The 24,569-nt window shown below is 66.2% G+C and carries 24 protein-coding genes, 1 tRNA gene and 3 pseudogenes; 6 read left to right on the top strand and 22 right to left on the bottom strand.

Annotated features, from left to right (window positions below; all coding sequences use genetic code 11):
- A pseudogene (locus A5706_RS32810) lies at positions 1 to 394 on the bottom strand (glycosyltransferase); the annotation flags it as partial.
- Between the two features lie 298 nt (positions 395 to 692).
- Between A5706_RS32810 and A5706_RS01110 the strand changes: the two are divergent.
- Positions 693 to 1,421, top strand: coding sequence for a GAP family protein (locus A5706_RS01110; RefSeq protein ID WP_068126212.1), 729 nt, complete (start codon positions 693 to 695; stop codon positions 1,419 to 1,421).
- Between the two features lie 43 nt (positions 1,422 to 1,464).
- Here the strand turns inward: A5706_RS01110 and A5706_RS01105 are convergent, their stop codons facing one another.
- From A5706_RS01105 to A5706_RS32800, 7 genes are all read right to left on the bottom strand, one after another.
- Positions 1,465 to 1,722 (bottom strand): hypothetical protein, encoded by a 258-nt coding sequence (locus tag A5706_RS01105; RefSeq protein ID WP_068126210.1) that lies wholly within the window; start codon positions 1,720 to 1,722, stop codon positions 1,465 to 1,467.
- Positions 1,723 to 2,057: 335 nt separating this feature from the next.
- Positions 2,058 to 4,298: an MMPL family transporter gene (locus tag A5706_RS01100; protein WP_068126209.1), complete on the bottom strand. Its 2,241-nt coding sequence runs from the start codon at positions 4,296 to 4,298 to the stop codon at positions 2,058 to 2,060.
- Positions 4,295 to 5,407 (bottom strand): type III polyketide synthase, encoded by a 1,113-nt coding sequence (locus tag A5706_RS01095; protein WP_068126207.1) that lies wholly within the window; start codon positions 5,405 to 5,407, stop codon positions 4,295 to 4,297. The genes A5706_RS01100 and A5706_RS01095 overlap by 4 nt, the downstream gene beginning before the upstream one ends.
- Positions 5,408 to 5,427: 20 nt before the next feature.
- Positions 5,428 to 7,197: a fatty acyl-AMP ligase gene (locus tag A5706_RS01090; protein WP_068126204.1), complete on the bottom strand. Its 1,770-nt coding sequence runs from the start codon at positions 7,195 to 7,197 to the stop codon at positions 5,428 to 5,430.
- Positions 7,194 to 7,460: an acyl carrier protein gene (locus A5706_RS01085; protein ID WP_068126202.1), complete on the bottom strand. Its 267-nt coding sequence runs from the start codon at positions 7,458 to 7,460 to the stop codon at positions 7,194 to 7,196. The genes A5706_RS01090 and A5706_RS01085 overlap by 4 nt, the downstream gene beginning before the upstream one ends.
- Positions 7,461 to 7,524: 64 nt before the next feature.
- A complete protein-coding gene (locus A5706_RS32805; RefSeq protein ID WP_156766903.1) occupies positions 7,525 to 7,692 on the bottom strand; it encodes a hypothetical protein in 168 nt (55 codons plus the stop codon).
- Between the two features lie 148 nt (positions 7,693 to 7,840).
- Positions 7,841 to 7,981, bottom strand: coding sequence for a hypothetical protein (locus A5706_RS32800; protein ID WP_156766902.1), 141 nt, complete (start codon positions 7,979 to 7,981; stop codon positions 7,841 to 7,843).
- A gap of 566 nt (positions 7,982 to 8,547) precedes the next feature.
- On the opposite strand from A5706_RS32800, the gene A5706_RS33385 reads away from it, so the two are divergent.
- Positions 8,548 to 9,855, top strand: coding sequence for a YncE family protein (locus A5706_RS33385; RefSeq protein WP_197517715.1), 1,308 nt, complete (start codon positions 8,548 to 8,550; stop codon positions 9,853 to 9,855).
- A 29-nt stretch (positions 9,856 to 9,884) separates the two neighbouring features.
- Here A5706_RS33385 and A5706_RS01075 read toward each other — a convergent pair whose 3' ends face one another.
- Genes A5706_RS01075 through A5706_RS01065 form a run of 3 tightly spaced genes read right to left on the bottom strand, consistent with a single transcriptional unit; the run spans position 9,885 to position 13,565 of the window.
- Positions 9,885 to 11,498 (bottom strand): esterase-like activity of phytase family protein, encoded by a 1,614-nt coding sequence (locus tag A5706_RS01075; protein WP_068126198.1) that lies wholly within the window; start codon positions 11,496 to 11,498, stop codon positions 9,885 to 9,887.
- Positions 11,499 to 11,516: 18 nt separating this feature from the next.
- Positions 11,517 to 12,290, bottom strand: coding sequence for a hypothetical protein (locus A5706_RS01070; RefSeq protein ID WP_068126195.1), 774 nt, complete (start codon positions 12,288 to 12,290; stop codon positions 11,517 to 11,519).
- A 48-nt stretch (positions 12,291 to 12,338) separates the two neighbouring features.
- A complete protein-coding gene (locus A5706_RS01065; protein ID WP_068126193.1) occupies positions 12,339 to 13,565 on the bottom strand; it encodes a bifunctional 2-polyprenyl-6-hydroxyphenol methylase/3-demethylubiquinol 3-O-methyltransferase UbiG in 1,227 nt (408 codons plus the stop codon).
- Positions 13,566 to 13,754: 189 nt separating this feature from the next.
- Between A5706_RS01065 and A5706_RS01060 the strand changes: the two genes are divergently transcribed.
- A complete protein-coding gene (locus A5706_RS01060; protein ID WP_082964118.1) occupies positions 13,755 to 14,075 on the top strand; it encodes a DUF732 domain-containing protein in 321 nt (106 codons plus the stop codon).
- Positions 14,076 to 14,085: 10 nt separating this feature from the next.
- On the opposite strand, the gene A5706_RS01055 is transcribed toward A5706_RS01060, so the two are convergent.
- From A5706_RS01055 to A5706_RS01025, 6 genes and pseudogenes are all read right to left on the bottom strand, one after another.
- Positions 14,086 to 14,457 carry a hypothetical protein gene (locus A5706_RS01055; protein ID WP_068126190.1) on the bottom strand — a complete coding sequence of 124 codons (372 nt, stop codon included), beginning with the start codon at positions 14,455 to 14,457 and terminating at the stop codon, positions 14,086 to 14,088.
- A gap of 25 nt (positions 14,458 to 14,482) precedes the next feature.
- Positions 14,483 to 14,956 carry an ArsI/CadI family heavy metal resistance metalloenzyme gene (locus A5706_RS01050; RefSeq protein ID WP_068126187.1) on the bottom strand — a complete coding sequence of 158 codons (474 nt, stop codon included), beginning with the start codon at positions 14,954 to 14,956 and terminating at the stop codon, positions 14,483 to 14,485.
- Positions 14,957 to 14,980: 24 nt separating this feature from the next.
- Positions 14,981 to 16,493 (bottom strand): annotated as a pseudogene (arsB, locus tag A5706_RS01040) (ACR3 family arsenite efflux transporter).
- Entirely contained in the window at positions 16,490 to 16,858 is a 369-nt protein-coding gene (locus A5706_RS01035; RefSeq protein WP_068126182.1) for a helix-turn-helix transcriptional regulator, read from the bottom strand. The pseudogene arsB and the gene A5706_RS01035 overlap by 4 nt, the downstream one beginning before the upstream one ends.
- Before the next feature lie 77 nt (positions 16,859 to 16,935).
- On the bottom strand, positions 16,936 to 17,904 hold the full coding sequence (locus tag A5706_RS01030; RefSeq protein ID WP_068126180.1) for a zinc-dependent alcohol dehydrogenase family protein: 969 nt from the start codon (positions 17,902 to 17,904) through the stop codon (positions 16,936 to 16,938).
- 39 nt (positions 17,905 to 17,943) lie between these two features.
- Positions 17,944 to 18,402 (bottom strand): hypothetical protein, encoded by a 459-nt coding sequence (locus A5706_RS01025; RefSeq protein ID WP_068126178.1) that lies wholly within the window; start codon positions 18,400 to 18,402, stop codon positions 17,944 to 17,946.
- 136 nt (positions 18,403 to 18,538) lie between these two features.
- Between A5706_RS01025 and A5706_RS01020 the strand changes: the two genes are divergently transcribed.
- Complete coding sequence (locus A5706_RS01020; RefSeq protein WP_068126176.1) at positions 18,539 to 19,342, top strand: helix-turn-helix domain-containing protein; 804 nt, start codon at positions 18,539 to 18,541, stop codon at positions 19,340 to 19,342.
- Here A5706_RS01020 and A5706_RS01015 read toward each other — a convergent pair.
- The 3 genes from A5706_RS01015 to A5706_RS01005 form a co-directional block, all read right to left on the bottom strand.
- The gene (locus A5706_RS01015; protein WP_068126174.1) at positions 19,337 to 20,356 is read right to left on the bottom strand and encodes a zinc-dependent alcohol dehydrogenase family protein; all 1,020 of its coding nucleotides are present in this window, start codon (positions 20,354 to 20,356) and stop codon (positions 19,337 to 19,339) included. The genes A5706_RS01020 and A5706_RS01015 overlap by 6 nt on opposite strands.
- Before the next feature lie 109 nt (positions 20,357 to 20,465).
- Entirely contained in the window at positions 20,466 to 21,152 is a 687-nt protein-coding gene (locus A5706_RS01010; RefSeq protein ID WP_231984931.1) for a hypothetical protein, read from the bottom strand.
- A 283-nt stretch (positions 21,153 to 21,435) separates the two neighbouring features.
- Positions 21,436 to 21,509 (bottom strand) — tRNA-Leu (locus A5706_RS01005).
- A 357-nt stretch (positions 21,510 to 21,866) separates the two neighbouring features.
- Here A5706_RS01005 and A5706_RS01000 point away from each other — a divergent pair.
- Together A5706_RS01000 and A5706_RS00995 are read left to right on the top strand one after the other, a co-directional pair.
- Positions 21,867 to 22,715, top strand: coding sequence for a PE domain-containing protein (locus A5706_RS01000; RefSeq protein WP_068126170.1), 849 nt, complete (start codon positions 21,867 to 21,869; stop codon positions 22,713 to 22,715).
- Positions 22,716 to 22,775: 60 nt separating this feature from the next.
- Entirely contained in the window at positions 22,776 to 24,119 is a 1,344-nt protein-coding gene (locus A5706_RS00995) for a PPE family protein (RefSeq protein WP_082964116.1), read from the top strand.
- Positions 24,120 to 24,183: 64 nt separating this feature from the next.
- On the opposite strand, the gene A5706_RS00990 is transcribed toward A5706_RS00995, so the two are convergent.
- Together A5706_RS00990 and A5706_RS32795 are read right to left on the bottom strand one after the other, a co-directional pair.
- The gene (locus A5706_RS00990; protein ID WP_067004763.1) at positions 24,184 to 24,468 is read right to left on the bottom strand and encodes a WXG100 family type VII secretion target; all 285 of its coding nucleotides are present in this window, start codon (positions 24,466 to 24,468) and stop codon (positions 24,184 to 24,186) included.
- A 29-nt stretch (positions 24,469 to 24,497) separates the two neighbouring features.
- Positions 24,498 to 24,569 (bottom strand): annotated as a pseudogene (locus tag A5706_RS32795) (WXG100 family type VII secretion target); the annotation flags it as partial.

Here is a 24,569-nt window from a genome sequence, read left to right as displayed (position 1 = left end):
TCCCCGGATCGAGGCGACGGTCAACGACGACTGGAAGGCGTCCAGCCCGCGGGGTGCCCTCAAGAGGGCCGTCGACGTGTTCTGCCGCCGGGCCGCTTACGAAGTCGCGGACTTCGCTGACGCGGTGGCTCGCACGCGTCCCGACGCCCTCATCGTCGACGGCCCTCTTGAGGGCACCCCGCGGGCTGGACGCCTTCCAGTCGTCGTTGACCGTCGCCTCGATCCGGGGATCGATGATGTCGGTGATGAAACCCAGCTCCCGCGCCATCTCCACGCCGGTGGACAGGGTGCGCAGGTGCACCTCGTGGCCGCGGGCCGAAAGTTCTAGCAGCAGCGCGCTGAACGGGAACAGATGACCGAGCGCCGGCGACGTGTAGGCCAAGATTCTTGCCATTTGTGTTTTCCCATCTTCTGGGCGCGTGATGAACATCGGTTGTCTCACATTGTTTCCGACCAAACGTCGCGCGTCAGTACGGCAGGCCACCATATGCACTGGGTGCCAACAGCTATTCGCTCATGCGGCCTTCGGCCGTGCTGAATAGTGCTGACAGGAAGCGCAAATGGCGGCCAGCGGTACCGACGGCGATCGCTTCGTCGGCGACACTGTAGCCATGTGGGCAGCAACCCGACTGATGCTTCGTTGCGGTGTGTTCCCGTTTCGCACGGCTCGTTTCGACCTGGTGTAGGCGCCGATGTGTAGCGCGGTCATTCTCTTGTCGCTCGTCGCGGCTATCGACCCGGTGCGGATCGGCATCACGGCGCTGTTGATCTCCCGACCCAAGCCCATGCTGAATCTGTTCGTCTTCTGGCTCGGAGGCATGGTGATGGGCATCGGCGCGGCGCTCGCCGCGGTGCTCTTCCTGCGCGGCGTCACGGTCTCCGCCATGCAAACGGTGATTTCGACCATGAACTCCGCGACAGCGGCATACGTCCAGGTCGGAATCGGCTTGTTCGCAGTATCTTTCGCCGCCCTGCGCCTGGCGCGTTCGGGAGCACAACAGCGCCCACCCGTGCCGGCGACCGCCGGCGAGTGCTCGGTGCTGCTGTTGGAACCGGAGGCACCACCGCCCGCCTCTCGGCTGTCGATTCGGGGCCGGCTGGAATCCGGATCGTCGTTGGTGGCGTTCGTCGCGGGGGTTGCCCTGGCAACCCCACCGGTCGAGTACATGGCGGCGATCCTGGCCATCGTGGCGTCCGAGCCCGCGGCGGTTGACCAGCTGGGCGCGGCGGTCTTCTTCACCGTGGTGGCGTTTGCGGTCGTCGAGGTTCCGCTCGTCACCTATCTCACCGCGCCGACGCAGACGCTTGCCGTCGTGCAGCGGCTGAACGGCTGGATGAGCGCGCGTCGTCCCGCCATCCCCGCCGTGGTCGTCGCCGTCTTGGGTCTCTCACTGTTGGCTTCCGGCATGGGCCGGCTCTAGCGGACTCGCTGCGCCGCGGCGACCCGATCGGGAAGCAGCGCGGTCAGATTCGCGACCAGCGCAGCACCGAGACAGCAAGTTTGCAGCGCTCGCACTTTCCGATGGCGTCGCGATGCTTGCGGCAGGAGAGCATGACCGCGCCGCAGCAGTCGTTCCGGGCCGCCCAGTGGGCGGGTCTCTTGCAGCGCCACAGCATGATCGGTCGGGCCAGCTTCAGCGCGACGAACAGGTCGCACGGAAGGTCGAACCTCAGCTGCTCGAGAATCGCTGCCTCGGGCCCATTTTGGCGGCCGGTTCTCATCGCGCCGCCTCGGGCCGGGCAGGGGTCGCACAGTCCCCGGCGCTCCGTTCAGAGCCTGTCTTCGAATCCGCCGTACTTTGCCGGTCGAATTGCCCTGTCCGGTTCAGCATTTCCCACCACTTCGCCTTACGCGCCTCACTACCCACACCCTCAAGGGTGGATGTCACTCCCCGGTAAGTCATCGGCGCTGGCGCCTATCAATGACTGTGGGGCAACCCCAGTGCCGCATACTCGCCAGCTGCAATCTTCTGCCGCTCTCCGGTAAGCCTGGGGTTGCGCCGCTTTCGTGCGTCGGGCCCGAACACAGCCGCTACAGGCGCGACGCGAACAGCCCCTTACTGGGCTTCCAATGCGTACGCCGGTCGACCGCCCACCGCTGGACGCTCGGGATGCGGGACGGCAACGCGGGTCTCGTGCCGATGGCGCAACCGCGTAACCCATCGTGGCGCCCACCAGTTGGCCCGCCCCATCACGCGCATCAACGCCGGGACGAGCAGCATGCGGACCAGGGTCGCGTCGGACAGCACCGCCAGCGTCAGCCCGACACCGAACATCCGCATGAACGACACCTGCGCTGCGATCAACGCGGCGAACGAGATTGACATGATCAACGCGGCGGCGGTGATCACACGCCCGGTTCTGGCCAGGCCGAGCGCCACGCTGTGGTCGTTGCCGGCGGCGGTCCGGTCCGATGCCAGCCAGTACTCGTAGATCCTCGACACCAGGAAGACCTCGTAGTCCATCGACAGGCCGAAAGCGATGCAGAACAACACGACCGGCATGGTGAGCACGAGCGTGCCGGTGGCGGTGGTGCCCAGCCCGCCGAGGTGGCCGTCCTGGAAGATCCAGACGAGCGCGCCGAACGAGGCGGTCAACGACAGGCCGCTGAGCAGCAACGTCTTCAGGGGCAACACCACACTGCCGGTGAGCCGGAACATCACCACCAACGTGATCAACGCGATGGCCGCCAGGACGAGCGAGAGCCGCGAGGTGATCGCGTTGGCGGTGTCGCGGTTGACTTGGGCGGTCCCGGTGATCAGCACCTGCGCGCCGCCGGGACCCGCGACCGCGTGCAGCCGATCGAGCTGCGTGTTGGATGCATCCGAGAAAAGCGGGGCGCTGCTGGCCACGGTGAGGAACGCGCTGCCGTCGGCCTCCCCCGCGTCGGCAACGGGCGGTCCGACGCGGGTCCCGGCGACGAACGTCCCACCCGGGGACGACACCGACGGCACGTCGGGCACCATCGACAGCTGAGAAGCGTAGACCGCCAACGCATTCGGAGTCAGCCTGCGGGTATCGGGAACCACCACCGTCAGGCTCGACGCCACGTCGGCGCTGAACTGCGTGCGCAGCTGGTCGCCAACCTGGCGCGCCGTGCTAGAGGTTGGCAGCACACGATCGTCCGGAATGCCCACCTTCATCCCGAACAACGGCATCCCCAGCGCGACCAGCACGACGGTGAGGCCAATCCCGATCGGAACCGCCCGGCGCATCACGAAGTGGGCCAGCCGGTAGAAGAACGTCTGCTCGACGGGACGGGCGGCGCCCGCGCGCGAATCCACTCGCTTTCCCAGCACCACAATGGCGGCGGGTGTCACGATGATCGCCGCGCCGACCGCCAGAGCCACCACGGCGATCGCGGCGTAGGCGAACGACTTCAGGAACGGCATTGGGAAGAACATCAGGGCCGACATGGACAACGACACGGTCATCGCGGAGAAGAGCACGCTGCGGCCGGCGCTGGTCATCGTGCGAACGATTGCCGCGTTTCGCTCGGTGCCGCTGGCGATCTCGTCCCGGAATCGGCTCAGGAGCAGCAATGTGTAGTCGATTGCCAACGCCAGGCCCATCGCGAGCAGCAGGTTGAGCGCGAAGATCGAGACATCGGTGACGCAAGTGAGCGCGCGCAGCACGGCCATCGACCCGAAGATCGCAATACCGCCGACGGCCAAAGGGATCGCAGCCGCGAGGAATCCGCCGAACACCCACACCAGCACCAGGAAGCTCACCGGGACCGCGATGGTCTCCATCACTTTCAGGTCGTCCCGGGTCTGGCTGGTGATCTGCGCATCGACCATGGCCTGCCCGCCGGCGCGCACCGTCACCCCGTCGCGGCTGCGCACGACCTGGTCGCTGAGCGTCTGGGCGTGCTGTCCGGCCGCATTGGTCCCGCCAGTGATGGTGGCGACGATCAGACCGACCTTGCCGTCTTTGCTGACCAATCCGGTCGACGCCGCCGGCGGCGCCGTCCAGGGCGAGGCCACCCGCGCCACGTATGGCGAATCGTCCAGCTGGCGCGCGATGTCGGTGCCGACCCGCTGGGCGGCGCCGCTCTGGATACCGTCGTCCGAAGAGACGGTGATCAAGAGCTGGGTGTCACCCTGGTGGAATCGGGTGGCCAACATGTCCGTCGCCCGGGATGATTCCGCGTTCGGGTCCCGAAAGCCGCCGGCGGACAGGCTGTGAATCACCGGTAAGCCGACCACCGCCGTCACCACCATGGCGAACAGCGCGAGCGCAATGATCCGCCGCGGCGCGCGGATTGCCAGTCGGGCGAGCCGCTCCAAGGCGTTCAAAACCGAAGCACCGCCCCTTCAATGGTCAGGCCGGGGCCGAACGCGAGGAGCACGCCGTGCTCGCCCCGGCGCGGCTTGTCGACGCGCAGGATGTTCTCCAGCACGAGCAGCACGGTGGCCGAGGCACAGTTGCCGGCGTTGGCCAGGACATCCCAGCTGGCGCGCAGCTGCTCCGGCTGCAGGCCGAGTTGCTTACCCAGCTTGCGGACTATCTTCGGGCCGCCCGGGTGAATACCCCAATGGGTGACGTCGCCTTTCGAAAGACCAAGCGGCGTGAGGAGTTTGGCGAGGAAGCCCTCGATGTTCTCCTCGAGCACCGCCGGCACGCCGGCGGCCAGCGTCATCCAGAACGACCGGTTGCCGATGTTCAGGCTCATCATGGTGTGCTGGTCGTAGAGCTGCTCGGTGTGGGTGCGCAGGAACTGCACCCCGGCGCCGTCGGGGGCGGAGCCCATCAGCATCGACACGCTGGCATCACCGAACAGCGCCTGCGTGATGAGCGCTTCCACCGGGTCCTCCCCGGGCATCAAACTTTCCCGGATGTGCGCCGAGCTCAACTCAGTGTTGTTGCAGATCACCAGCTCGCCGGGCCTGGCGGCGACGCTGTCCATCGCGACCTTGATGACGTTGAGCGCCGCGTAGCAACCCATGTGACCGATGAAGGTTCGCCGCAAATCCGACCGCAGCCCAATCTCTTTCGCGAGTAGGAGGTCGGGTCCGGGGTTGACGTAGCCGGTCGAGCAGGCCATCACGAAGCTACCGATCCGCTGCGTGTCGTAGTGGCCAATGGCTTCCTTGACGGAACGGCCGGCGACATCGATGACGGCCCCGCTGTGGGCCGCCATCCGGTCGCCCGTGAGCAGGCCGGCGGCCTCCACGAGATTGTCGGGGTGCCACATGATGTGGCGTTTCTGGACCTTGGTTGATTCGACGATTCGCTTCACGAAACGTACCGAGGACACCCGCTCGAAGAACTGTGTGGTCTCTTCCCGGCTCACCTCGAACGGCGGATGGGCCGATGCGATGCCCAGCAGGGTAGGACGTTGGCGCACGGCGCCTTTCGTCACATGCGACGGTGCCAGCACGTCGAAGGGATCTGCAAGATACATGGCTGAGTTCCTTACTCGCTCTATCCGACGAATCGGTTCTTCTTGCGTCGTGCCAGCGCTGCACGAGCGTGGAGGACTTCCCCGTTGGCCGCGTGCACCAACAACCGTGCCGCGGTGACCTTTTTGGGTGCGGACAACCGACCCGTCTGCCATTGCGTGAGCGCCTCGCGTCGGCGAAGCTTGCCGCTGCTCGTGCGCGGCAACGTGCCGGGCTCGAGCAGCTCCACGTGCGCCGGCAGGATGCCCGTGTGTTGCTGCACGCGCACCGCGACGTCGTGGGCCAGGCCGGGCTCGGCGTCGGGAGCCGTCTCGACGAGCAGTGCGAGCGCCTCGTCTTCCTCGCCCGGCGGAACGAATCCGACCGCGACCGCGCATCCGGTGCGCACGCCCGGCAGCCCGTCCAATGCGGCCTCGAACTCCTCGGGGGCGTGGTTGGCGCCGCGCACGATCACGATGTCCTTCTGGCGCCCGCACACATAGAGCTCCCCGTCGTGGACGAAGCCCCGGTCGCCCGTGCGCAGCCAGCCGTCGTGCAGGGCCTGATCCGTTAGGTCGGGGCGACCGAAGTAGCCCGCCATGACACTCGGTCCCGCCACGAAGATGTGGCCGACCCGACCCGGCGGCAGCACCGCTCCGTGGTCGTCGCGGATCTCGACCGCCATGCCGGCCAACGGACGGCCAACGCTGACAATCTCTTTGCCGCCCGGTTCGACGACGCCTTCGGCCGCGAGCCTGTCACCATCCACCCCCAAAGCCTTGAAGGAGGTGCCCGCCGGCTTGAACGTGACGGCCAGGGAGGCCTCCGCCATGCCGTAGCACGGCGTGAACGACGACGCCCGAAAACCCCAGCGCGCGAATCGCTCGCTGAACCGTCGCTGCGCCTCGGCGCTGACTGCCTCGGCGCCGTTGAGGCAGATGCTCCAGGAGGACAGGTCCACCCCGTCGAGCTCGTCGTCGCGGATGCGCTTGAGGCACAGCCCGAACGCGAAACTGGGCGCCGCGGTGATGGTTCCACGGTGCCGCGAGACGGCTCGCAGCCAGGCCCCGGGCACCGCGACGAATAGCTCGGGCGGCAACAGGACGAGCCTGCCGGGAACATAGAACGCGCTGAGGAGGTTTCCGATCAGCCCCATGTCGTGGTAAAGCGGCAGCCACGTGACGCCGACGGGATACGGAGCGCCGTCTGCGGTGATGTACTGCTCGAGCGTGGCGAGATTGGACAGCAGGTTCGCGTGGGTCAGCGCGACCGGCTTGGGATCGTTCGTGGTGCCCGACGAGAACTGGATCACCGCGATGTCGTCGGAACCGACAGCGACGGCCTCCGACGCCGGGCCCGTCAGGGTCGACGCCGTGACGCATCCGAACGGTGGGGCCGCCTCGGCGACGGAGACACCGAGGAAGCGCCGAATCCGTTCGTCGGTGACGACCAGCGCGGCATCGACCGCCTTGAGCATGGCGGTTGTCCTGCGGTGGTATTCGTCGAGCTTGCCCAACCGCAGCGGCGGATAGAGCGGCACTGGGATGGCGCCTGCACACAGCACGCCGAAGAAGCACTGCACGAACTCCGGCGAGGTGGGCAGGACCAACGCGACGCGGTCGCCCTTGCGAACCCCGCGGCGGATCAGGTCACCCGCCACCGACAGCGCCTGCTCACGCACGCGGGCGAAGGACACGTCGTGGTCCTGCTCCCTTTTGTCCACGAACACCAGACCGAGGTCGGAGTGGGCCGCCGCATCGAGCATTTCGATCAGCGAGGCGTGCTTGGGGCGGATCCCCGGCGCTCCTTTCACGGCAGCTCTCCCATGCGACCGGCAACCAAGTTGGCCAAGTCGCCGACTGTGCTGAGATCGTCGGCGTCTTCCTCTTGCAGTTCGATGTCGTAGTGCGCCTCGATCTTGAAGACGATCGACATGAACTTGAGGGAATCGAGGCCGATGTCGGCGAGGTTCGACTCCGCCGTCGGAGTGACTTCATCGGCTTCCTTCTTGACGAAGTCGATGATCTCCTGCGTGATGATCTCGAGAATTTCGGAATCTTGTGCTGGGACGGTCATGCCCAGAAGTCTGGTCGGAGCGGCCTGAGAATTCGCCCCTGCCAATAGGAATCGTCCCTACTGGTTAGCACCACCCTTTGGCGGACCGGGAGCGCAAACTTTTGAGCGCCTCGGCGGTGCCGAGGGTCGGGTCAAGGGTCGCGGCGGAGCGCAGGGCCGCGGCCAGAAGTTCGACGATGTACTCGACCATCGCCTCGGGGGAGAACCGTTTCTTGCCGTTGAGCCAGTACACGGTGGTTTCGTCGATTGCCGCGGCGGCCGCCGGCTCCGTGAGCCGCAGCGCAAACCCCCGGCGGCGGCTCAGGTAGTGCAGATTCGATACGGAAGCTCTGACTCGAGCGGGCTACAGGAAGCCGGACGCGTCAAAGTGCGGTCGATACTCACTCGCCCGCGCGAGACACGAGCTTCCGCAGCCCGCCCCGCACGTCGGTTTCCGCTGTTCCGGGGTGAGACACCATCACGTAACCGGCGTAGCCCCACATCATCGGTATCGCGGCCAGTACGCCATACATCGCTGCCATGACGTCACCTCCTGGAATCGAGGCCGGAAACACCTTGCTGGTGTCTATAAAGACTCGCGCCGCGGCGCTCGGATGTCGCCGCCGCTGGCACCCATCACGGGGCCCCACCAGTCGGGGTTTTCCCCTACCTGCTAGCTGGCATGGCGGATGCCCACCTTCGGAATCCGCAGGCGGCACGGGCTCCTAACGAGGAAACGCGCCGCACGCCGGCGCAGCATGATCAGAGGCGGCCATGCCGCTGACCGCAGGGAACGAACTGATCAGGGCCGAATGGCGTCCCGCCTGGCCATAGCCGATCGGCAGCCGCGGAGAACGTCAAGCCCGACGGAAGCCACTGCGACGCAACGTGGCTCGCGTCGACTACCGGCTAGCCGGTAGCGCACCGCTCCTGCGGGCCCGCTCCCCAGACTGCTGCTGGCATTGAAGACCTGCGGTCGCGCCGGCCGCCATTGTCGACGTGATACATAGCGGCCGTCTTGTGCGGCGACGAGTCGCCCACTGCCGCCCAGCCGGCGGTGCGTGTGTTGAAGGCCTCGTGACCGTTCCCAACCGATTCAGGAGCAATCATGAGTAACTCGCAAATCGACCCTGATGCCGATCCGAGCAGGCGCGCATGGTTGGCATGCCCGAACTGTGACCACGGCGCGGGCTGCCGCGAATGCCAGAGCAGGCGCAATTGCGCCACCCACTGGCAGTACCTGCTGAAGAACACCGCGTCACGCGTGTTTCTGCAATGTCCCACATGCTTTTTCGCTTGGACGGTCGATACGGCAGCACATGATGTCCATGCCAATGACACGCTGCGCGCCGCCTCGCCTCAGCCGGCGGCCGACCCAGACGGCGCCGTCATCGCCAAAGTGTGGATCGGCAACCATCCGCGCGATATCGAGACAAGCCCCGATGGTGAGCTGGTCTATGTCATGACGACCGATTCGGTCAAGGTCGTCAACAGCCTCCACCACGTGGTCGCTTCGATTCCGATCAGCGAGCAAGAACCCAAACAGATGACGATGAGTTCGGACGGCAGCCGAATCTATGTCACCGGGTACGACGGCGAACTGTCGATTATCGATCCGATCACGATGACCTCAAAAAACGTTGCCAGGCAGCGAATTGCGGCGACAGCGGTCAGCCCGGACGGCAGCCATATCTACTTGGCCCACGGCAATGCGACCATTGGCGGCGCCTGGGTTGAATCGTTCCGCGCCGACGGCATCCCCGTGGCTTTTGTCTCGGTAGACGGATTCGTCACGGGAATGGCGACGAGTCCCGACGGCCGGCACCTGTATGTCGCCTCCGCCAACCACGGCGATGATGGCCCCGACGGTTCCATCGCCGTCATCGACACCGCCAATTACAAAGCCATCGGCTTCCTTTCGGTGGCGACGGCGCCCGAGAGCATCACGGTGGACGCCAACGGCCTGCTGTATGTCACGCACTTCCACACCCCCTCCGTTACCGTGGTCGACCCCGGAACGCATCGCAGGATTGCCGTCGACGTCAACGATGCACCGATGCAAATTGTGGCGTCGCCGGCCACCGACTTCTGCTATACGGCAAACGCGCACTCGGTCACGGTGATCGACACAACCACCGCCGCTACCACAAGCATGATGGTCGGCGAGCTACCGCGCCGACTCTCCATCAGCCCCGACGGGCGACGACTCTACGCAACCGATTTCGCCCACGGAGACCTGTGGTGTGTCGACACATCGGATCACTCGGTGGTAACCACGGTTCCGGTCTGCTCTCATCCGGCGGCGGTGAAACTCAGCCGCAACGGGGAGTTCCTCTACGTGACCGACGCCCGCGACGGCACGCTCTCCGTGGTCTCGACGGAGTCGCTGAGAAGGAATTCGCCGAACACCGCGTGATCGTCCCGGGCGGCCAACGGTGGGGCCGCTCAGCCGACCTTGATGGGCACCATGACGGACTCCGTCGTGGCGGGCAGCCTGGTGGTGTCGACCACCAGGATCTCGCCGCTGTCCTGGGTGCCGTTGGGCAGCATCTTGGGCTTGAGTTGAAACGGCGGGGTGGCAGCCGGCCCGCCGGCCAGCCCGTCTATCCCGAAGTCGCTGTCGTTGGCGATGATCAGCGTGTTGCCGTTGTCGCGGCCGATGAGTCCCTCGACATGGTCGTGCCCGAAGAAATCACCGTTCGGGGACAGCGAACGCAGCAGCCCCGACAGGTCGAGCCGGAGCGTTTTTGTGGTGACCGCAATTCCGGCGGTCTTGAGTTTGTCGATGGCCGCCGCGTCGGGGCCGACGCCGACGAAGGTCTCGATCGGAACACCGTCGATCAGCAGGCCGCCGCCGTCGGCACGATAGCTTGCTCCGGGCAGCGCCGAGCGGGGTCCGACATCGGTGGCCCCCGAGACGTCTGCTGCGTAGATTTTCTTGTCGCCGTTGGGTTGTGGCCGGTCGTCACGTTCGTCGATGAGGAACGTGGTCGCGCTGATGGCGGCGATTTCCGACACCAGGACTTTCGTGTGCTGCGGATCGGCCAGCGGATACAGGTATTCGTGCACATCGCCTCGGTTGGCGAGGTTGATGGTCACGATGCGGGTGATCGGAACGGATCTCGACGAGCCGGCCAAACCGGGCGTGACGAGGGCCGACTGCATGATGCCGACCAGGGTGCCGCCGTCGGGGGTGATGGTCAGCCCCTCCATCCCCTGATTCGGGGCGCGCAGCGACAGCTCCTCCGGCAGGGTGCCATCGTAGGGCGAAAAGCGTTCCAGCTCTTTGCCGTTCGCGTCGAAATGGACGATGAAGGGACCGTATTCGTCGGAGACCCAGAACGTGCCGTCGGGCATCGCGACCAGGCCCTCGGTGTCCAGGCCGTGATCCGAGGGCGGCAGCCGGTTGCCGTTGAGGTCGACCAGCGACTCGCCGGTGGACGCCCGCGGGTCGATGAGCCCCACCAGCGGTGCGCCGTCCTTTCCGGAGAGCGTGATGATCTGTTCCAGCGACGCCACTCCGTCTCGGAGTTTGAGCTTGGCGATCTGCGGATGGAAAGTCGGTATCGGAAGCACCTTTTCGCCGGCGGTGCGCCCGTCAACGTTGGGGCCGCGATCGGCCAGGCCGTAGATCTCGTCGGCGCTGCCCGGCACCGCGGCGATCGCCGACCCGTGCGCATTCGCCTGCACGGCGACCTCGCCGACGATGAGCAACGGCGTCTCGTCCTCGGCGTAGATCCGGACGGCGTGGCTGACGGTCACCGGAAGCTGATCGGTGCCCGTGAAGCCGGCGTCCGGGGTGTAGGTCATCGCCCCGTATGCGCCGTATGCGATGGTGCCGTGGGCGGGCTTGCCGAACGCCACCGGCGTGACGCCGTTGGTGGCGGTCAACAGCTGTCCCGGGGAAATCGTCAGGACCGTGCCGGCGCGGGTGGTCAGCTCCTTGAGCGGCGGCACCGACAGTGGTGGCGGGGGGTCCGACGCGCAGGCCGCCACCGTGAGCAACACCGTCCCCGCCGCCAGCCACGCACGCGACGTCGTCAGGCGAGTGGTTGCCATGGAGCCGATTTTGCGCGTCTAGCGCCGCTTATCGCGCACTTTGTAGGTAGAGGGCCACGACTTTCTCGACTCGTCGCCGGTCAGCGGGGTCCCCATTCCCCCGACCTTGACGTTGTAGGCCTCCTTGCCGGGACCGACCTCGCGGTTGGCGTGTTCCTGGGCCAGGTAGTACAGCTCGTCGATGGTGGCTTCGTCGTAGGCGACGAACGAGGTCTCCCGGACGATGTCGTCGATGCCCGCCAGCATCCGGTCGGGCAGGACCCGCGACGCCAGCGCCGCCAGGCCCAGCAGCGAGAACGGGATGAGCCAGTAGGCCACGTAGGACAACGGGGTCTTCGTGTCGAGGATGGTCGCGTTGCGGTCGACGATCGGCGGGATCGCCGATGACACCATCATGCCGGCGAACGCGGCGATCCAGACCCAGGTCAGCACCCGCGCCAGGCGGGTGAACAGCTCCGTCTTGACGACGTCGTCGGGTTGTTCGGCGGCGGCGAAATCCCGTATGAACGGACGGCCCGACAGGGCGCCGACGAGCGTGACCGCGAGGAGCCCGGCGTTGCTGAGCGGCAGTATCCACCGCTGGTCCAGCGAGTCACCGAGCGCAAAGGTCAGGATTGCCAGCACCAAGAACGTTGCGACAGTGCCGATTTGGAAGGGCTTGCCGCCGGGCGCGCCGACCACGAACGCGGCAATCGCGATCGCCAGTGCGACCAAAGCCGCGACGGCGAACGGAACGTTCCCGACGAGCACCCAGTAGACGATCCACGGCGCAAATCCGAACAGCATGCCCACGGAGGGCCAGTTTATGAGTGGGTGTTACGGGTGCGGTCGGCGGCAAGGCTAATCGGTCGACGGCGTGTCCAGCGCCATCGCCAGGAAGTCGAGGCGCCACAGCGACCGGAACAGCCCGCGCCCGAATGCCTCGAGCTCGTCCCTCCGCTCGGGGGCTACCTGACCGCTGTGTGCGACGCGCTCTACGATCTCCCGTATCGAGCGGCGCCCGTCGACGTGGCGCAGGAAGGCCAGCTGAGCCGGCTCGAGCTTCAGCTTGGCGCCGGGCAGGTAGATCTCGTCGCCCGAGAGCAGGCACGCCGTCCGCGCCAGCGGAACGTAGTCGAGCGACGCCGGCGCCGAGAAGTCGATGGTGTAGTCCTCCTTCGGGCGATCGGGGCGGCAGGCGATGAAGAAATGGGTGGCATTGGCCGTTTGCAGGCGTTCCATCGCGGACCACAGTTCGATGTCGGGCAGTTGGTTCAGCATGGTGGTGAATGCGTTGGCCGGTGTGAACAGGTCGTGCGGGTAGTACGGCGTCTTGTTGAACCAGCCCTGGAAGGTGAGTCCTGCCGCGGCGACCAGGTCCAGGCATTCGGCAACGGTGTAGCTCCGCTGGCGCCGGTGCAGGAAGGTGTCGACCACTGCGCCGTCGGACAGCAGGTCGCGCGCGACCTTGAGATAGCTGCGCACCGGATGGTCCCCCGGCAGTAGTGCGAGCGCGTCTTTGACCAGTTGAACCGACGCTTCGTCCTGCGACAGCCCGAGGTCGCGGAATAAGGATTCCAGTATCTCGACTCCGACCCGACCGTATTTCGCGTAAAGCATGACGCCCAGAGCGCCGTCTCTTCGCAGACATTCGCCCAGCGCCGTCAGGCCGGCCAAAGGATCGGCCATGTGGTGCAGGACGCCGCTGGAGACGATTAGATCGAAGTCGCTGTTCAGCGCCGACACCTCTTCGATCGGAAGCAGGTGCAGCTCCAGATTTTCCAACCCGTGCTTGTCTTTCAGATACTGCTCGTGATCGAGTGCGGACCGGCTGACATCGATCGCCACCACTTTCGCGGAGCGATTCATGAAGGCGAAGACCGCCGCCTGATACGTGCCGCAACCCGCGATCAGGATGTCGGAGTCCGGTTTGTACTCCCGGTTCGGCCACAAGACGCGATGGGCCCAGAACGGATCGAACCAATCCCAATGGTTTTTGGTCCACGCCTCCAGATCGGTTACGGGCGGCGGATACTCCCACCGATCGTATTGGCGGGAGACATCGTCGACGCGCGGATCCTCGGGCACTTCGGCGCTGCCTCCTTCCCGGTGAGGCGATCTGTAACGAACCCGACCAACTTACTGCGCATTTCGCTATTGTTCTCTTCGGATTTTGCTGCTCCCGAACCGCGCGCTAGTGGCGGCCAATTAACGCCGAGAAAGAAAGGGAATCAAATGCCCTCACCTCGCTGGCTGGCCGCGTTGGCCATCCCCATGATGGCCGGCGCCGCGCTGCTTGGTAGCGCTGCGACCGCGAGCGCCACCACCCCTCAAGACGACGCGTATCTCGCCCAGCTGAGCGCCGTTGGTCTCCATTGGCCGCCGCAAACGGAAGAGGCGCTCATCGGGGAGGCACATCTCATCTGCTACGACCTCACCTGGGGCTGGACGCCCCAACAGATCGCCGACGACGTTCATGCCCACTTGAACGCGAGGGGCGTGACGTTGTTGGACGTCGGGACGATGGTCAACGCCGCGCACTCGACGTATTGCCCGGGGAATGTGTGCGACGCCCCGACCCTGTGCACCGGGATCTGACCGCGCCACGTCAGACCCGAATGCTGGCCACCAGCAACAGAATTGCGGACAAGGCCAGCAGCACGGGACAGACCTTGAACCATACGATCGGGGTTCGTGCGCCCGTGAGCGCCGTGAGCACAGCGAGGGCGAGGAGTAGCCCGGCGACGACGCGGTAGACGATGGCGGTTACCTGGCTGTCGCCCGCGGTGGCGGTCGCCGCGGCCACCAGGGCGGCCATGCCCCACATGGTCAAGGACTCGGCCAGCCACTCCTGGGTGAGAACGCGTCGATTGTCGGCCGTGATCGGCGCGAAACCCGCTACCACCCGTTTCGTGGGCACGGCGTGGGCCACTCCCCATACCGCGACGAGTGTGGCGGCCAGGTAGGCGAGCACCTGCACGTGAGGATGCCTTTCTAGAGGTCGCTCAGCACCGGGCCGTGCCCGTCGCAGCCACATCCGAGGCGGCGTCGTCGCCGCAGGCGCAACCGGGCGTTGCCTCGGCTACGAGCGGCTCGGGGCTGGTACCGAAGGTCTCCGAGTCGGACAGGACGGTGTAGACCTCCCACCTCTCGCCTGCGGGCCCGGTGACCCAGGCCTTGTCCTGCGTGGCGTAGCAACACGTGGTGCCGATTTGCTCTTCCGGGAGCATGCCCCCGCTCGCGAGCCGGTCGATTTCCGCGTGCACTTCCTCGGCCGTTTCGACTTCGACGCCGAGGTGGTTGAGAGTGCCGCCGTGGCCCGGGTTTTCGAGCAGCACCAGTTTCAGCGGCGGTTCGGCGATCGCGAAGTTGGCGTAGCCGGGTTTGACCTTCGCCGGTTCGGTATTGAACAGCTTGGAATAGAACATGATTGCTTCGTCGAGGTCGTCGACATTGAGGGCCAGCTGCACGCGAGACATGAGGGTTCCTTCCTTCGGTGCGAATTATGTAGTCGTGGCGTTGGGTAGGAGTTCGGCGGCCAGTGACGCGACGCGCTCGGCGATGTCGTCACGTATCGCCCTTACGGTGGCCAAGGGCTGGCCGGCGGGGTCGGGAAGTTTCCAGTCGCGGTAGGACACCCCCGGAAAGTAGGGGCAGGCGTCGCCGCAGCCCATAGTGATGACGACGTCGCTGGTCTGCACCGAGTGGGCGGTCAGGATTTTCGGGGTGGCGGCGGTGACGTCGACGCCGAGTTCGGCCATCGCCGCGACGACGACAGGGTTGATCCGGTCGGCGGGTTCGGTTCCGGCGGAGCGAATTTCGATGGCCTCGCCGGCGATGCGTCCGAGCAGGGCGGCGGCCATCTGCGAGCGTCCGGCGTTATGGACGCAGACGAACAACACACTGGGCCTATCCGGCATCGGCCCGGGCCCCTCCGTCCGGTTCTGACCCGAACAGCCGCGAGCGCATCGCCAGGGAAACGTAGACGAGCCCGACCAGCACGGGCACTTCGATCAGCGGTCCGACCACCCCGGCCAGGGCTTGCCCGGATGCCGGGCCGTAGGTCGCGATCGCCACGGCGATGGCCAGCTCGAAGTTATTGCCGGCGGCGGTGAACGCCAGGGTGGCGGTGCGCGCGTAGCCCAACCGCAGCAGGACGCCGAGGGCGTAGCCGCCGGCCCACATGATCGCGAAGTAGGCCAGCAACGGCACGGCGATTCGGGCGACATCCCATGGCCGGGAGGCGATTTGGTGGCCCTGCAAGGCGAACAGGATGACGATTGTGAATAACAAGCCGTACAGCGCCCACGGACCGACGCGGGGCAGGAACGTCGTCTCGTACCAGTGGCGGCCCTTGGTCCGTTCACCCAGCCGACGCGACAGGTATCCGGCCAGCAGCGGGATGCCGAGGAAGATGAGCACGGATTTCGCGATCTGCCACGGGGACACGGCGATACCAGTTTGCGCCAGGCCCAGCCAGCCCGGCAGTACCGACAGATAGAACCAGCCCAGCGCGGCGAACATGACGACCTGGAACAGCGAGTTCAAGGCCACCAGCACCGCCGCGGCCTCGCGGTCCCCGCACGCCAGGTCGTTCCAGATGATGACCATGGCGATGCAGCGGGCCAACCCCACGATGATCAACCCCGTCCGGTAGGCGGGCAGATCCGCGAGCAACAGCCACGCCAGCGCGAACATCACCGCCGGACCGATCAGCCAGTTGAGCAGCAGCGACGACACGATCAGCTTGCGGTCGTTGGTGACCTCGTCAAGCCGGTCGTAGCGGACTTTGGCCAGCACCGGATACATCATGACCAGCAGGCCCACCGCGATCGGCAGCGAAATGCCTTGGACCTCAACGGCACCCAGCGCCGACCCGATGCCGGGAATGAGTCGGCCCAGCAGCAGACCCGCGGCCATCGCAACGCCGATCCACAAAGGAAGGAACCGATCCAGCGTCGAAAGCCGGGTCGCTACCGCGTCCGGAGCGGACACCGGCGTCGGGGTTGCGGTCACGACCCACAGCCCGGCTTGGCCATCAACGAGTGGTCATCTACCTGCAAGGCCGATGAAAGCTGCCGCAGCGCCGAGGGGATCACCCAGTAGTACACCCAGGTGCCCCGCCGCTCGCAGTCCAACAGCCCAGCCGAGCGCAGCAGTTTGAGGTGATGAGAAATCGTCGGTTGGGAGACGTCGAAGGTCGCCGAGATCTCACACACGCACGCCTCCCCGCCGGGGTGGCTGGCGATCTGGCTCAGCAGGCGCAGGCGCACCGGGTCGCCGAGCGCCTTGAACATCGCGGCAAATTCCGCCGCCTGCGACTCCTCCAGGGCCGCCGCGCTCAGAGCGGGGCAACATCCTGGTGCCGTCTGATTCGACATCCATCTATATAAGCATTTATCGAATCAGCGCGCAACAGTCGAAACCAACCCAAGGGGTCCGCGCCCGTGCCCCGAGTTCATCGCCCCGCCACCTGCATCAGGATCTTGCCGCCACGGAAGAGGTGCTGCACCGCGTCCTGGATGTGGTCCAGCGGGTACACGCCCGCCACCGGGACCACGAGGGTGCCGTCAGCCACCAGCGGTGCCGCCTCACGGATGACCGGCAGCACCTTGTCGCGGTAATCGAAGTCGCCGACGAAAAATCCGCGAACGGTGAGATGCTTGGCGACCAGTGTCGAGGTGTCGACCCACATGGGTTCGTCCCTGGCCCAGGAGTAACTGACCAACGATCCGCCGTCGGACAGCAATTCGAGCAGCCGCGCCACCCCTGGACCACCGACGGCGTCCACCGCCAGCGCCACCCGCGCGTCGCCGATCATTCCCCCAACGTCGGAGACCGCATCAGGGTCGTCGGCGTGGACCACGTCGGCTCCGGCAGCTGTCAGCTCGGCGAACGTCGCCTCGTCGCGGGCCAGGTTGATCGTGTTCAGTCCACGGCGTTTGGCCAGCGCGATCAGGGACCGCCCTACACCGGAGTTCGCGGCGTTCTGAACCACCCAATCACCGACCTGCAAAGGGGCGCTTTCGCTGAGAATCAACCCTGCAGTCGGGGGGTTGCTGCCTAGCATCGAGTACTGCTCGATGTCGCCGTCGGCCGGCAGTGCGAACAGGCCGTCGGCGGGCACGAGGAGCCGCTCACGCCACGCACCTGCATACAGGGGTAGCACGACCAGATCGCCGACCTGAAGTCCATCGACCTCGGCGCCGATGGCAAGCACGCGGGCGACGCCCTCCGCGCCGGGTATGTGGGGCAGAGGGGGTCGCGCCAGCATGCCGGTGACAACCAGTAGGTCGTGTTTGTTCAACGGCGAGAACTCAACGCTCACCAGCACCTCATGCGGACCCGGTGGCGGCGGCTCTTCGATGTCGACGACGCGGAGCACCTGGGCGGGGTCGCCGAACCGGTCAATCTTGATGGCGCGCATATCAATTCCCCTCGGTGGGCTGGTCCATTTCGACTGCGGTTATCGCCGACGTTCGGCGTCGCTGCGGGCCTCGATGGCCTTGACGCTGTGGACGAACGGCTTCTTCAACACGTTGCGGCCGCCCGTCGCGAGGAGGAGCGCCAGCACGCGGCCTTTGAAGGACTTGCCCTCGCGGACGATGACGACGTCCACATCCGTGGTGCCGTCGGGACGCCGGGTCAGGGTGTACACGTAACCCGACGCGCCGCCCCAGGTGTTCGAGTCGGTGGTGGTCAGCACGATGCGGTTGGGGTCGGACCAGTCGTAATGCAGGCGCTCCCAGACGCCGCCCGAGCCTTCGGTGACGTCGGCGTCGCGCTCGCCCTGGCGGTGCACCTTGAGGTCGCTGTCGGCGCTGTTCGGGAAGATCTCGGAACGGCCCGGTCCGAAGTCGGTGAGCCCAGCGACGAACTGCTCAGGGGTGGCGGTTGTCGACTGATGAAAGTGAAGAATGGTCATGGCGTGCTCCTTGATTGATGGTGTGGGTATTTCGTTCACGGGAAGCGTTTCGCCGGTAATGCCAATTCCGGTTAGGGGCTCCGGAAGGCAACCTTGTTGCTCCTGGTACTGCGAGGAACAGCCTTAAGATCAGTCAATGTCGACGACGGCCGGCGCGCTGGGTGATTTTCTGCGCGCACGCCGCGAACAAATCCGCCCAGAGGACGTCGGGCTTAATTCCGGACCCCGCAGGCGCGTGCCGGGATTGCGCCGCGAGGAATTGGCGATGCTCGCCGGGATCAGCGTCGACTACTACCTGCGGCTCGAGCAAGGCCGTGACCGGCGCCCGTCTGCACAGGTGCTCGACGCGCTCGCCCGGGCGCTGCGACTGGATATCCAAGCCACAGAACATTTGCATCGGATTGCAGGCTTGCAGGCGGCGCGTAATCCTCGACCTGTTGCAATGAGGGCGACTGACGGTCTGGATCAAATGATCGATCAGATCTCGCTTCCCGCGATCGTCACCAACCGATACCAAGATGTGTTGGCCGCCAATGCAATTGCGTGCGCATTGTCACCAGGATTCGCCCCCGGCGAAAACTTCTTGCGGTGGCGGCTGTTGGCACCTGCCGCTCGCGAATTCTTCGTCAACTGGGACGAGGCAACCGAGGTCGCTGTGAGTGGTCTCCGGGAATCCGTGGCCGGCGATGTGGGCGATTCCCGCTTGCGCGCCTTGGTCGACGAGCTCTCGGCGGCCAGCGACCGATTCCGCGAACTCTGGGCACGTGCAGATGTCGGATACCGCACCGGCATCCTCCACATCCGACATCCCCTCGCGGGTGATCTCTACCTTCGCCGCACCAGGCTTACCGTTCCCGACTCCGACATCCAGGTATTCATTTACCACCCCGAGCCGGGCAGTGCTTCGGCAAAAGCACTCGCGGCACTCGCAGCCTCATAACCCGAACACCAGCAGCGGCTTGCCCCCGTGGGCGGGAGCCTCGGCCAAATCCACTGCCTCACTGAACTTCTCGACCGGGATCGGCTGGCCCTCCGGCACACGCAGCGCGCCGCTGTCGGCGAGTTGAAGTGTCCGAGCAATCGTTGCAGCCATCCGATCCTTCGGTGTCTCGGTGAACCAGCGGAACAGCCAGAATCCCCGAACGGTCTTGGTTTCGTAGATCAGTGAGCGCGCGAAGATCGGGATGGTGAGTTTGTCGGGATCGGTTTGGCGGTGCGTGGACAGCGCACCGTAGACGATCAATTCACCGTGGGGTGCCAGCGCGCGCGACACGTCGGCACCCACCTGACCGCTGACACAGTCGATCGCCTTGGACACGCCCTCGTCGCCCGATATCTCGGCCACCCGCTCGCTCAGGTCCTCGTCTTCCGTACAGATCACCGCGGTGCCACCCAGCCCGACGATGTCCTCGACCGCCGCCCGGCGGCGGACCACATTGAGGGTCTTGAAGCCGACGTGCACTCCCAATTGGATGACCGACTGGCCCACGGTGGAACCGGCCGCCGTCTGCAGGAGCCATTCGCCCGGGCGGACATCGAGTTCGTCGCCGGCCAAGATCACGGCGGTGAGCGGATTGGCGAGAATCTGGGCTGCCGTGGAATCGCTCATGCTGTCGGGAACAGGCAAGACCCGCCCGGCCTCCGCAACGACATACTCCTGCCACGTGCCCGTGACTCCGATCGTGATGACGCGCTGCCCGACGGTCAGACCGTCCACGCCGCCGCCAAGTTCGTCGATGACGCCGACCGATTCGATTCCCGGCACGGCGGGAAACGCCGGGGTGAACCCGTATCTGCCGCGAACGGTGTGCAGATCGCTGGCATGGACGGGTACCGCTGACACCCGAATGCGGACCTGACCGAAGCCGGGCTCGGGAACCGGACGGCTTTTCAGGTGCAGAACCTCGGACGGTTCGCCCAGCGTGTCGGCGACGACTGACCGCATGGTGCTCATCTCGCTGGCGCTCCTTCGGCCCGCATCCACATCGCGTCGACCCATCGTCGCAGCGCGAACGGTTACAGAAAAGCCTTCACGAACCGTCGGCGGCGCTTCGCACCGGCGCTCAAGGCATTGGGCCTCGAATCAGCTTCCGCGCCGCGTGTGCCAATGGCGACGGCGCGATCTTCCACATCGCGTCATCGGCGGGATCCCAGGCGTATCGAGGAGTGACACCGTCGAGCAATTCACGCAGCGCGGGAAGCTGCAGCTCGTCGGCGGACCACCGGTAGAGCGAGTCGAGCCTCGGCTGGATGACGCCGATGTCCAAGAGATGGCCGAAACCACGCTCGGCCGTGACGTAGTTCTGCACGTCGTCGCCGAGTGGATAGCGATCGGGCAGCACCCGACTCAGTGACAGGAAGATGCCGGTCATTCCGACGCGCGGGTCACCGAGCGGGCGTCCCAGCGGCGCAAGCCAGCTCAGCGCCAATCGCGGGGCGGACACCAGCGCGTGGGCGAACAGCACACGAAGCAGAACCACATTGAGAAAGAAGCGCTCGACGCGGCGTTCTGCGGCCGCCAGCGGCATGTTGGCCAAGTAGCCCGCGACGATGCTGGTGTTGTGGGCGCGATACCAGCTGCTCGCGGTCGGTCGCCTGATGAACTCGAGATGCGCGGTCACGCCTCGGCTCGAAGGCTGGCCCGGGTAGCCGAAGGCGAGCGCCCGGGCTTCGGCGGTGTCGCGCAGCAGCCCTTCGTTCAGCGCCCGCCACCAGGGGCTGCCGGGCGACGGCTCAGTCGGCGGGTTCAACAGGCCCCGCCGAAGTTGCCATCGCATGAATGCCGAGGCCGCTCGCCGGTACGGAAGGTAGCCCCGGTCGAGCGCCTCCGGGACTCTGTACATCCGCCGCAACAGCGCCAGCCGTGCTATCGGATCATCACGAACCGGCTGGACCGCCGACTGAGCGTAAGCAGCAGCGGTTTCAGCTTGCATCGATCGGCCTCAAATTCGTCCCCCCGGCCTGACTCACGCATCCTTGCAGGAGTTCGATCGGGACCGGTGCGAAGCCGCTCGCCGGAGCCGGCAGCCGCGGTGCCCCCAGTCGGACTCGAACCGACACTGGGCGGATTTTAAGTCCGCTGCCTCTGCCAATTGGGCTATGGGGGCCCGGCGGCGAATCTAGCGCGCCAAGCGCCGCTTCAGGGCGTCGCACCCGCCCAAAAACGGCAAAAATTGAGAGATGCATGCCGTCCGCTCTTGGCCTAAGATGCGCGCTTCGGGCGCCGTTTGGTGCGTTGCGTGGCGATCTCAGATGACAGTGCTATGTCGCCCGACAGGACCTTGTTAAAACTGCTCGCGTCGGCGTTAAGAAGCCGTAAACGGCAGTCACCCTAGCCTTTTCCGTCGGGACTGTGGAGTCGTGCCTGGTTAACCTTACGCCGACGCACAGGAGCCGTTACGCCCACGCACAGGTCGATCGCCCTTAAGGGAGATCGGCAATTTTCCGAACACGAGGAGCACCAGATGTCATTTCTGACAGCAATCCCCGAAGAGTTGCTAGCCGCGGCAGCGCAGCTGGAAGGAATAGGCAATTCACTGACGGCGCAGAATGCGGGTGCCGCGGCACCGACGACGGCCATCGCTCCCGCGGCCGCCGACCAGGTGTCGGCCCTGCAGTCGGCGCTCTTCTCGAGCTACGGCACCATTTACCAGCAGATCGCCGCCGAGGCTCAGGCGATGCAGCAGCAGTTCGTGAGCACCCTGGGGCTGAGCTCGGGCACCTACACCTCGACCGAGGCCGCCAACGTGGCCGCGGCGACCCCCACCGACCTTGTCAACCAGCTCGCCACGCTGTTCGGCGGCCCGCTCGGCAGCACGAATGGCCTGCCGACGAGCCTGTCCAGCAACCTGGCGAACGTGTTCAACATCGGTGGCGGCAACTATGCGTCGGCCGCGTCCGACCTGCTCGGGATGGCGGGTGGTGGCCTGCTGCCGGCGGCCGCCAGCGACACCGGTGACGCCGCCGCGGCGGCCGGCGCCGCGGACGCCGCCACGGCCAGTGCGACGGGCCCCGCCGGGGGCGTGGGCGTGGGCGGCGCAGTGGGCGCGATGCCGGTCGCGGGCATGGGCAGCGCGACCATGGTGGGGAAGTTGTCGACGCCGCCGAGCTGGGCCGGCAGCTTTGTGTCGGCCACCTCTCCCGCGACCGCGGTGCAGACAGTGGGTTGGACCGCCGCCGCGCCGCAGGCCGGCACCGGAACGATCGTGCCGGGCATGCCCGGGCTGGGCGCGGCCGCGCGCAACAGCGCCGGCTTCGGTGCGCCGCGCTACGGCGTCAAGCCGATCGTCATGCCGAAGATCAAGGCCGTCTAAGCAGCCACCGGTCGCAATAGTCCAAACCAGCGGAAATTCTTAAGAGGAACGGATACGAAAATGGTCTTAGATTTTGCAGCGCTCCCCCCCGAGATCAACTCCGGTCTTATGTACACCGGTGCCGGCTCGGGACCCCTCATGGCGGCTTCGGCGGCCTGGAGCAACCTGGCCGCTGAGCTGAGCACCACGGCAACCTCCTGGGAGTCGATCATCGGCACCCTGACCGGCGAGCAGTGGACGGGCGCGGGGTCGGCCGCGGCGGCGGCCGCCGCCCAGCCCTACGTGAGCTGGTTGACCACCACCGCCGCGGCGGCCGAGCAGGCGGGCGCCCAGGCTTCGGCTTCTGCGGCCGCCTTCGAAACGGCGTATGGGATGACGGTGCCGCCGCCACTGGTCGCGGCCAACCGCGCTCAGCTCATGGCGTTGATCGCGACCAACATCTTCGGGCAGAACACGCCCGCGATCATGGCCACCGAGGCCGAGTACAGCGAAATGTGGGCCCAGGACGCGACGGCGATGTACCACTACGCCGCTAATTCGGCTTCGGCGTCGGCCTTTTCGACATTCTCGCCGCCGCAAACGACCAACCCCGGCGGACTTGCCGGTCAGGCCGGAGCCGTCGCGCAGGCGACCGGCACCCAGGCCGCAGGCCATGCCCAGACGACGACGGCGCAGTTGATTTCCTCGGTGCCGCAGGCCCTGCAAACGCTCGCGACTCCAGGCGCGGCGTCCAGCACGGCATTATCACCGGCGGCCGCGGGCACCGCTGCTTCGGTGGGATCCTCCGGGCTTTCCGCGCCGCTCAGCGCGCTGACGAGCCTGACCGGAGCGTCGGGCAAGACCGCCGCCAAGGGCGCGAGCACCAGTGCGGGGGTCCTTTCCGGCTTGACCTCGAGCCTCACTTCTGTATTCGGGGGCGCGAACGGTGGCCTCGGGCTCGACGCGATCGGCCTGGGCTCCGATCTGGCCGGACTAGGCGGCGATGGTGCCGGCCTGGGTGCCGATGGCGCGGGGCTCGGGTTTGACGGGTACGGCTTGAGCCTGGATTTCGCGGGCTTGGGTTCGCTTGAAGGAGCCGACGGGGGAGCGATGAGTGGCCTGGGAAGCGTTGGGCCCGTTGGGGGTCTGGGCGCGGGCGCCTCGGCGAGCGTTGGTCAAGCTGCCTCGCTCGGCACGTTGGCCGTGCCGCCGAGTTGGGCGGACGCGGTGTCGTCGGTGACGCCGCTGCCCGTTCTCGACGCCAACGCGATGCCCGGCGGGTGGGGGGCTCCGTCGTCGCCGACGGCAACCACGGGCGTTTCCAAGCTGCCGCTGGGCGGCATGGTCGGGCGCGAGTCCGAGGGCGCGGTTCAGCGGATTGGGTTCCGCGCCTCGCTGATTCCGCGTTCCCCGGTCGCCGGATAGCCCGGCGGACAAAGAACGGGGCCGCACACCGAATCGGTGTGCGGCCCCGCTTTGAAGCGGCGAATCAGGCCCAGCTGGACCCGACGGCGCTGTCCGTGCTGGACATGTTGCTGCCCGCCGTCTGCACCTTCTGGCCGTGAGCGTTAGCCTGCTCGTAGATCACCTGGAAGTTGCGACCCAACTGGGTGATGAACTCCTGGCACGCCACCGAACCGGCGCCACCCCAGAAGTCACCAGCAGCCAGCACATCGCGAACGATGGCCTGGTGCTCGGCCTCCAACGACGCGGCCTGGGCGCGAATCGTCGCACCATGGGCATCCACATCGCCAAACTGGTAATTGATGGTCATGTTTTCCTCCTGAAATAAAAGTGTGGGGGCTAGCTGCCGAGGATCTGCTGAGAGGCCTGCTCTTGCTGCTCGTAGTTGTTCGCGTCGCGGATCAGCCCGTC

This window comes from Mycobacterium sp. E796 (assembly GCF_001672815.1).
GTDB lineage: Bacteria > Actinomycetota > Actinomycetes > Mycobacteriales > Mycobacteriaceae > Mycobacterium.
Note: the sequence above shows the minus strand (reverse complement) of the source record. Positions and strands in the feature narration are given on the sequence as shown.